At 64.1% G+C, this 8,705-nt stretch carries 7 protein-coding genes and 1 pseudogene; 3 read left to right on the top strand and 5 right to left on the bottom strand.

Annotation, left to right across the window (positions count from 1 at the left end; translation table 11 throughout):
* From AD89_RS0115460 to AD89_RS0115480, 5 genes and pseudogenes are all read right to left on the bottom strand, one after another.
* Positions 1–224: pseudogene (locus tag AD89_RS0115460) on the bottom strand (sigma-70 family RNA polymerase sigma factor); the annotation flags it as partial.
* Between the two features lie 125 nt (positions 225–349).
* Positions 350–1,042: a fasciclin domain-containing protein gene (locus tag AD89_RS0115465; protein ID WP_025780377.1), complete on the bottom strand. Its 693-nt coding sequence runs from the start codon at positions 1,040–1,042 to the stop codon at positions 350–352.
* A gap of 152 nt (positions 1,043–1,194) precedes the next feature.
* Positions 1,195–1,980, bottom strand: coding sequence for an acyl-ACP desaturase (locus AD89_RS0115470; RefSeq protein ID WP_025780378.1), 786 nt, complete (start codon positions 1,978–1,980; stop codon positions 1,195–1,197).
* A complete protein-coding gene (locus tag AD89_RS0115475) occupies positions 1,970–2,887 on the bottom strand; it encodes a hypothetical protein (protein WP_025780379.1) in 918 nt (305 codons plus the stop codon). Before AD89_RS0115475 ends, AD89_RS0115470 begins: the two co-directional genes overlap by 11 nt.
* Entirely contained in the window at positions 2,881–5,127 is a 2,247-nt protein-coding gene (locus AD89_RS0115480) for an HAD-IB family hydrolase (RefSeq protein ID WP_025780381.1), read from the bottom strand. Before AD89_RS0115480 ends, AD89_RS0115475 begins: the two co-directional genes overlap by 7 nt.
* Before the next feature lie 104 nt (positions 5,128–5,231).
* On the opposite strand from AD89_RS0115480, the gene AD89_RS0115485 reads away from it, so the two are divergent.
* From AD89_RS0115485 to AD89_RS0115495, 3 genes are all read left to right on the top strand, one after another.
* Positions 5,232–6,014, top strand: a complete 783-nt coding sequence (locus AD89_RS0115485; protein WP_025780382.1) for an SDR family NAD(P)-dependent oxidoreductase — start codon at positions 5,232–5,234, stop codon at positions 6,012–6,014.
* 77 nt (positions 6,015–6,091) lie between these two features.
* Entirely contained in the window at positions 6,092–6,826 is a 735-nt protein-coding gene (locus AD89_RS0115490; protein ID WP_081770506.1) for a lysophospholipid acyltransferase family protein, read from the top strand.
* A complete protein-coding gene (locus AD89_RS0115495; protein ID WP_025780384.1) occupies positions 6,823–8,541 on the top strand; it encodes an FAD-binding oxidoreductase in 1,719 nt (572 codons plus the stop codon). The genes AD89_RS0115490 and AD89_RS0115495 overlap by 4 nt, the downstream gene beginning before the upstream one ends.
* Positions 8,542–8,705: the final 164 nt, after the last annotated feature.

Here is an 8,705-nt window from a genome sequence, read left to right on the forward strand (position 1 = left end):
AGTGTTCGGCTCTTGACGATCCGGACGATCACGGCCATGAGGATGCTCGACTGGTTCGTGAAGAGCTGCTCGAAGGCGACCGCATCACCCCCGGCGATCCTCACCAGCAACCGCCCGCTGGCATCGCCCGAACTGTCGTCGGGCGAGCCGGCGGCCTGTTGTCTGGAGAGGGTCGGGGACCCCGGAGGACCATGTCGAAACGCCGTCGGATCGTCTGAGCTCATCCACCAATGTTCTCATCTCCTCGGGCTTCGTTTCACAGAGTATCGATCGGACGAGAGATCTGCGGGCGGCTGAGGGGCGACCCCGGCCGCTGCATCGTGATGCCCTCTCACTGTGGAGGTTCCGGTCACTTCTCCGGCATCATCACGGCGTCGACCATGTAGACCGTGGCGTTGGCGGTCTTGACTCCGCCGCAGACCAGTCCGGCATCGTCGAACTTCATGTCCTCGCCCTCGCCGGTCACGGACACCTTCGAACCCTCGACGGTCTCGTGCTCACCGGCGATCTCATCGGGGGAGAGCTGACCGGGGATGACGTGGTAGGTCAGGACCTTCGTCAGCTGGTCGGAGTCCTTGGCCAGGGCGTCGAGGTCGTCCTTGGGCACATCGGCGAAGGCGTCGTCGACCGGGGCGATGACCGTGAACTCGTCACCGTTGAGGGTGTCGACGAGGTCGACATCGGGATTGAGCTCGCCCGAGACCGCCTTGGTCAGGGTCGTCAGCATCGGATTGTTCGACGCGGCAGTGGCCACCGGGTCCTGGCCCATGCCCTCGACGGATCCGGCCCCGTCCGGGTTCGCCTCGGCGTAGGCCGAGCAGCCCTTGCCGACGAGGTCGGCATCAGCCATGGAGGAGTCGCCGGACTCGTCGGGCATCTCGGACTCGCTCGAGTCAGCCGGTTGGGATTCGGAACTGCCCGACTCCGAGCCGGAGTCCTCGCTGCCGGATCCGGAATCCATTCCGCAGCCGCTGAGGGCCAACAGGCCGATGGCGCCGGCCGAGAGGATGGTGGCGGTGCGTGTGCGAAGCAGAGTCTTCATTGTTCTTCTCCTTAGAAACAGTGATGCGGATGATCCCACAGCAGTGAAGTGGTCCCCATTGCTCGCTGTGTACTGAGTATTCGGTGCGGTGCCCGGTTCGGATGGGCGGATGGAGAAGAAACGTGAGAAATCCTTCGCAGAGCGGGCCGCAGTCAGCCGACTCCCAAACGGGCGAAGGCATCGCGGAAGATGGTCAGCGAGTCCAGACCCGGCAGCTTCTGGACGCTCTTGTCGAGCTTGTCCAGTTCCTCTGTGTGATCCTGGAAGAGATGACTCATCACGTGCTTGACTTCGGCATCGTCCATCATCCCTGAGCCCACGGGCTTCCACAGCTTTCCCAGGGCCAGGCGCACGATCTTCTGAGCTCGGGGGTTGTCCTCGAGCCTCTGTCGTGCCTGAGTCGTGTAGAAGGCCACGTGTCGGGTCTCCTGTTTGGCGATGCGCTCAAGCAGCGGAGAGAGCACCGGGTGGTCCTGCATCGCCGCCATCCTGCGATATCCGGCTGTGGCGGAGAGTTCGTTGGCCGCACCCCAGGCCATATGCACGGCGATGAAGTCCGTGCCGACCATGTTCGACAGCACCGACTGCTTCGCCGGCCCGAGAGCGAGTTTCCACCCCAAGCTCATCCGCTTGGCTTTGACCTCGTCGTAATCGACGTGGATCCCGTGTTTCTCGAGCACGGCGGCCAATGCCTCTCCGTGCCAGAATTCCTCACGGTTCCACATCGTCATGAATGCTGCCGTGGCGTCCTCGCTGTGTGAAGGAGTGACGAGCAGCTCCCTGACGAAACATGTGGTGTGATACTCGACGTCGCACATGTATCGCACTGACCGGAGAGTGTCTCTGTCCAGGGGCATGTCGTCGAACACATCGAGATCCAGATCGGTCCAGTTCACCGCCTCGGACGTCTCGGCGTACTTGTCGAAGTCAAATGCCATGGTTTCTCCCTGCTTGAGCATGGGCTCTGCGTGTCGAGCGCAGCGCCGCCGTCACTTGGTTCATCGAAGGCTGCGGGTTCCCCGGCAGGAACCGTCCGATCTCGGCATCCGAGTCGATCAGACGTCGTCTGTCGGAGGCAGAGGCGAAGATGCTTGTCAGTGCGCTGGCCTCATCCGGTTCGGGCACTCCGACGATCCGCAGGGGAGCCCACGGCCGCATGAGGTGAGCTCGAGCGGTGAGGGCTTCGATCCGTGATCGTCGGATCCGAGCCACCGCCTCCGAACGGAAGAAGCGGACGATCGCCTCGCGCCGGTCGATGATCTCGGTCAGGACGCGAGCGGCTTCACCGCTGAGTCGTGTCCGCACTGCTCGTTCAGCTGCCTGGAGGCCCGCCTCCTGAATCGCGAGCCTGGCCATGTGTCCGGCGGTGAGAGGTTCCTTGACCAGTCCGCCGACGACAGGTGCGAGGATCGGCAGGCCCCGTTCGACCCACATTCCGCGCAGTCTCCGTGTCCTGCCCCCGCGAAGGTCCTCGGGGCTGAGGGTGGTTTCGAGTATGTCGCGCAGTGCCCGCGCCAACCAGTACCGCTCGTAGCCCCATCCCGTCACGAAGGCTGTGATTCGCGCTTCGTTGGACGTCCAGGAGGCGAACATCGCTCGGGTCTCGGCCAGCGCCGAGTTCTCCAGTCGCCATAGGAAGCCGAGATCGCGTGCCACGTCCCCGGTCACCTCGATGCGCTCTGAGTCGAATTCGATGCGCCCTCGAGCGTGAGCAAGATAGTCGTCGACATCGAATGCTGTGCGCAGCACGATGGGATGGTCTGCATCGGAGAACAGTCGTCCTCTGACATGCCCGGGCGGATGTTCGACGCGGCGGTCGTGGAGTGTTCTGTCGCTTGTCACCATTCCATCACTTTCCATCGCTTCTTCAGTGCCAGGCCGTAGAGACCGAGATCCGGAGTGACGGCAACGGGGCTGCCGACGAGTTCGAGCCATGCGGCGTCGCCCAGAGAGTCGCCGTAGCCGGTCGAACGTCCCAGATCGGCACCCACGGTGTCGGCATATTTGCGCAGCCAGTTCGCCCGAGCCTCATCGACCAGCGGAGGGCTCGCGAGGAACCCCGAGAGAACACCGTCATCGGTGACGTCCATCCGGGTTGCGACCACCTCGTCGAAGAGATCGGCCAGAGGTTCGACGAGGACGTCGAGAGCGCCCGTGAGCAGGACCGTTCGGTGACCGGCCGCGCGGTGCTCGTCGATGAGCTGCCGGGCCTGGGGGCGGATGGAGTCGCGGATCGTCTGCCCGAGGCGGCCGGTGACGGCCGATCGGAGCTCATCGAGTTCGAAGCCCTGATACCGACGGTTGACCATGCGGATAAGGTCCGAACGGTCGCGGTACTCGGCGCGCAGCAGCCCGGGGACGACTCCGGCCATCGTTCCCATCATCGCCGGCCACTTGTAGATCGGCTGCGTGGCGCGCACGACCGCCGCGAACTGCTGCACGATGTTCGCCGAGATCACCGTCCCGTCGAGGTCGAAGACGGCCAGAGCCTCGGAAGTCGGCGGCAGGGGACGCGGAGTGGGCGGGGCCTCGCTCTGGCGGCGTCTGCGCGAATAGCTGCGGGTGAGTTCTGTGATCGCCGGGATGTGGACGTCCTGGAAGTATTCCGTCCAGTCGATCTCGGTCACGTCGAACCTGCGGTTGGTCGGGCAGTCCTCCGGCAGCCGCTCAAGCAGCCGTCTCGTGTTCGCATCATCGAAGATCATCTCTGTCTTCGTGTACTGCTGGTACAGGTCGGCGAACTGACGCAGCGACTTCAGTTTGGCGTCGGTTCTGTGCAGCCGTGAAGTCAGAGCGCGTGTGCGCGCCGAGGCGGGCAGCCGCTCGACGACTTCGCGGCCGACGCCCGTGACCAGTTCCTTCAGCCGGATGCGCTGTTCGATGAGTTCGGAGCTGGGGAAGCTCCATTCGGGCACCACCGTGGGAACCCCCTCTGTGTCAGGCAGGGGATGGGCGAGGAAGTACTCGCGGACGGTTCCGACCAACTGGTGGAACGGCAGGGGATTGCTCGTGCCCGAGACGACCTGGTAGTAGTCCGAATGACCTCGATCCGGCTGTCCGGAGCTGCTGTCGTGCTCTGCCGGCTGCCGCTCGAGAGGACCCTGTTCGGCAAGGGCGAGGATGACATTGACGACATAGTCGACGGGAATGATGTCGAGCACCGAATCGGCGTGCCCGGGGAACTCCGAGAGGCTTCCTTTGGCGTAGGCCATGATGAGGGGGTCAGCGACCTTGAAGCCGTCGATCCACCCGGGGCTCGGTCGACGGAACGCGGATTCGATGATGGACGGGCGAACGAACGAGACCTGATGCCCCTCGGCGGCCCACTCTTCGCCGATCCGCTCGGCAAGCGCCTTGGTGAAGGTGTAGATGTCTGTCCACCCGAGGGACTGGGCACGGGTGCGTCCGAACTCGACGAGTCGATCCCGCACATAGCTCTCCCTGGCGGCTTCCGCCCCGGCGGCCACCGATTTCGGGCCCATCCGAGAGCTTCGAGCGCGGGCTGCGCGGATGAATCGACTCAGATTCTCGGGCTGTCTGGATTCGGACTCGACGCTGGTCCGGGCCTGCCGGGCCGCCCGGAACTCATCGCCATGATCGACGGTGTGGGGCAGCCGGGACTCCTGCACGAGGCCCTTCGCGATGCCTCCGACATAGGCTGTCGAGACATGGATGACGTGGGGGCTCTGATCCGATTCCCGCAGAGCGGCATAGAGTCGTTCGACGCCCCCGACATTGGTGTCGAACGCCTCATCGATAGCAGCGTCGAAGGACACGCTCGATGCGGAGTGGATGACGACGTCGAAGCGATCGGTCAAGGGCGGCAGATCAGCGAGATCTCCCTCGAGGGCCGTGACCCGTGAATCGAAGGCCTCACGCACGGTCTCTTCGCCGACCCGATCGATCCAGGACGCGAAGACCGGCTTGCCGAGCAGCCGCTGCAGACGATCATGTCCCGACTGGGTTCCGCGGGGACGAACGAGAGCGGTGACGGCGACGTGCGGGTCGCTTTCGAGCAGCGCTTGGAGCAGCGCCTGACCAAGGAACCCTGTGGCACCGGTCAAGAGGTATCGGCTGGCGTGCATGCGGAAACCTATCGGGTAGAGAATGCGATTCGGTGGAAGCGCGGACGTGGTTTACACGATTGATTCGGTGCGGACCGGTGTTTGGATGCCTGTATCGTAGCAATATGAATGTGGCCCTCATCACCGGAGGCACTGCGGGTATCGGTGCGGCTTTCGCCCGCGCTTTCGCCAGACGTGGTGTCAGTCTTGTCCTCGTCGCCCGGGACCCCGGCACCCTGGAGTCGTTTGCCGAGCAGCTTCGCGGCGATTTCGGTGTGGACGTCGCGACGATCGTCGCCGACCTCGCCGGCCGGGATGCCCAGGCCCGCGTGGCGGCCCGGATCGAAGAGCCCGGTGCGGACCCCGAGATCGACATCGTGGTCAACAATGCGGGATTCTCGGTCCGCTCGAGCCTGCTCAGCACGGATGTCACCGAACATGATCGCGGCTTCGAAGTGATGCAGCGCGCCGTGCTGATCATCGGCGGTGCCGCCGCCAGAGCGATGAAGCATCGAGGGCGGGGGTGGATCATCAATGTCTGCTCTGTCAGCGCGGGACTGACGCAGAACAACTACACCGCCATCAAAGCGTGGACGCAGAACTACTCCGAGGCGCTGTCGGTGCAGACCGCAGGTACCGGGGTGAGTGTGACCGCCCTGGTGCCCGGGTGGGTGCGCACCGAGTTCCATTCCCGAGCCGGCATCGCCGGAACATCGATTCCCGACCTGCTGTGGATGGATGCGGACAAGCTGGTGGAGGGATGTCTTCGAGACGTCGTACGGGGGAAGAAGATCTCGGTGCCGCAGCTGCGGTGGAAGGTGATCTCGTCGACGCTGCGACTGCTGCCGCGCCCGGCAATCCACCGTCTGTCCGCGGTGCTGACGTCTCGACGGCAGCAGGAGGGGTAGGGCGGCAACGCCCGACCGGTCGAAGAAATTCGGAGGAATGCCCATCCGAAAGCACCAGCGGCTCCGAACCAGTGGAGATGACTGATCACACTCTCTCCCCGCCGGCGCCGCCGAAGTACCGGTCGCGCACGCGCTCCGCGCTGCGATTCCTCCTCCAACGTGTCCTCTTCCGCGGCCTCGTCCGTTCGGCGATCACTCCGACGGTGAGTATTGCCCCAGGAGTGCGCGAGCTCGACCGAGGCTTCCTAGTGATTGCCAATCACACCTCACACCTCGATGCGCCGATGATCGCGCAGAGCCTGCCGCGCAGGCAGTCGCGGTTCCTTGCGACCGGAGTCGCCTACGACTACTTCTTCACCGTGTGGCACAAGCGGCTCTTCGTCCGCTGGCTCTTCAACGCGTTTCCGATCTATCGCGAAGGATCACGCGGCAGCGCGAATCTGCCCCGCGCACTGCTGCGCTCGGGTGTGCCGGTTCTGCTGTTCCCCGAGGGAAGTCGGCAGAAGTCAGGCACGATCGCTGATTTCAAGGCCGGATCGATCAAGCTGGCAGTCGATGCCTCGGTTCCCATCGTGCCGGCAGCGGTCGTCGGCGGTTTCGAAGCGATGCCCAAAGGCGCTGCCTGGCCGGCGGCGGGCAGGCCACCTGTGCATGTGGCTTTCGGTGAACCGGTCACCGCCCGAGACGAGGAATCGCTTTCTGAACTCACCGCGCGGGTGCGGCAACTCGTGGCGGAGCTCTTCGCCGCGGGAGCCGATGACATCGGTGTCGGCAGTGAACACGTCGAATCGCCGGAAAGGACGAAGAAATGAGCGAACCCATGAGAATGCAGGACGTCAAGCGGCACCGTTGGTGGGGCTGGGGAGCCGAAGGAGTCGACTTCCGGTGGGAGACCAAACCCGACTTCGCTGCCATCGCCAAGGACAAAGTCGGCCTCGACCTCTGGAATGCTCCGCGGCCGACCACCCCGGTGCTCAGCGATCTGACCATACCTGAGTCTCGACTGTCATCGACGCTTCTCGACGAGCTCGGCGCCGTGGTCGAGTCGGACAATGTCAGCGTCGACGACGAACTGCGCGTGATCCATTCGTTCGGCCGCTCCCTGCCGGACCTCTACCGGGTGCGCCACGAGCCGATCACCCGCCTCGTCGACGCCGTCGTCTACCCCGGCAGCGAGGATGAGATCGCCGCTGTCCTCGCTCTCGTCCTCGAGCGCGATCTCGTGCTCATTCCCTACGGCGGCGGCTCATGCATCTCCGGCTCAGTGACCCCGAGTCCGGATGAGGAGCGTCCCATCGTCTCGCTGAATCTCGGGAGGATGCGTCGAGTCATCGACATCGACGAGTATTCGGGCCTCGCCCGAGTCGAAGCCGGAGTATATGGACCCGACCTCGAGGAGCAGCTCAATCTTCGCGGATGGACGATGGGTCATTTCCCCGACTCGTTCAGCTATTCGACCCTCGGCGGATGGGCCGCGACCCGGTCATCGGGAATGCAGTCGGACAAGTACGGTGACATCGAAGATATCGTGCGTGGTCTTCGTGTCGTCCACCCTCGTGGCGTCATGGTGAGCAAGCCCATTCCGGGCCGCGATTCGGGTCCCTCGGTGCATGAGATGGTCCTCGGCAGCGAAGGCCGTCTCGGTGTGATCTCGGAATGCACGGTGCAGGTGCATCGGCTGCCGAAGGTGCGGCAGGTCATTGCCTACCTCTTCCCCGATTGGGCGAGTGGCGTCGAGGCCATGCACGACATCGCCCGTTCCGAGGTCACGCCCGCGTTCACCCGTCTCTCAGACGGGCCCGAGACTCGGTTCAGTCTCGCGATGGTCTCTGAGCCGAAGGGTGTGAAGGCAACGATCGCGGCTCGGGGTCAGGACGCCCTGTTCGCCTACCTGCGGTCCAAAGGGTGGGACACGACAGAAGGCATGTGCCTGTCATACGTCTGCTTCGAAGGGTCGAAGGAGCGCGTGGCACGTGAGAAGGCCGAGGTGAAGGAACTCATCGGTCGCCGAGGCGGAATCAGCCTCGGCTCCGGGCCCGGCGACGTCTACGATCAGAAGAAGTTCGACACCCCGTATCTGCGCGACTTCCTGCTCAACTACAAGGTCTTCGGCGATGTCTGCGAAACGGGAGTGACGTGGGGAGATCTCAAGAACGTCCATGCTCGGGTGCACGAGCGATTCCGCCAGACCCGCAGTGAGCAGGGCGGACCGGGATTCATGTTCTGCCATCTGTCCCACAGCTATCACGGCGGCGCCTGCCTGTACTTCACCTTTGCGATTCCCTACACGAATGAGGACACGGCGCTGGCGGAGTATCAGGACGTCAAGGACAGCATCCAGCAGGAGTTCATCGACTCCGGCGGAGGCCTGTCGCACCACCACGGAGTCGGCACCGAACACCAGCCGTGGCTCGTCGACGACATCAGCGAGCCGGGCGCATTCATGGTCGATGCCGTATTTCGCGCCACCGACCCCGGACAGAACCTCAACCCGGGGAAAGTCCTCGGCGACCGGGCTCCGTCCTGAGGAGGCTTGTCTCGCTGGGCTGCACCCGCCCTTCGCGTTCGTGAAGTGAGCCGACGGTGTCCCGTCTGGGGTTTGACTCAGCATCCACCGACAGGCACGTCTTCGCTGTATTTTGTCTGCCCGCCTCGGCGAGGGGAGACGAAACACCACGGGTGCCGATGTCC

It is taken from the genome of Brevibacterium sp. VCM10, assembly GCF_000583215.1.
Lineage (GTDB): Bacteria > Actinomycetota > Actinomycetes > Actinomycetales > Brevibacteriaceae > Brevibacterium > Brevibacterium linens.

Excerpts from the sequence above, each read along its gene's own strand:
- AD89_RS0115465 (WP_025780377.1), bottom strand. The coding sequence starts at position 1,042 with ATGAAGACTCTGCTTCGCACACGCACCGCCACCATCCTCTCGGCCGGC.
- AD89_RS0115470 (WP_025780378.1), bottom strand. The coding sequence starts at position 1,980 with ATGGCATTTGACTTCGACAAGTACGCCGAGACGTCCGAGGCGGTGAAC.
- AD89_RS0115475 (WP_025780379.1), bottom strand. The coding sequence starts at position 2,887 with ATGGTGACAAGCGACAGAACACTCCACGACCGCCGCGTCGAACATCCG.
- AD89_RS0115480 (WP_025780381.1), bottom strand. The coding sequence starts at position 5,127 with ATGCACGCCAGCCGATACCTCTTGACCGGTGCCACAGGGTTCCTTGGT.
- AD89_RS0115485 (WP_025780382.1), top strand. The coding sequence starts at position 5,232 with ATGAATGTGGCCCTCATCACCGGAGGCACTGCGGGTATCGGTGCGGCT.
- AD89_RS0115490 (WP_081770506.1), top strand. The coding sequence starts at position 6,092 with ATGACTGATCACACTCTCTCCCCGCCGGCGCCGCCGAAGTACCGGTCG.
- AD89_RS0115495 (WP_025780384.1), top strand. The coding sequence starts at position 6,823 with ATGAGCGAACCCATGAGAATGCAGGACGTCAAGCGGCACCGTTGGTGG.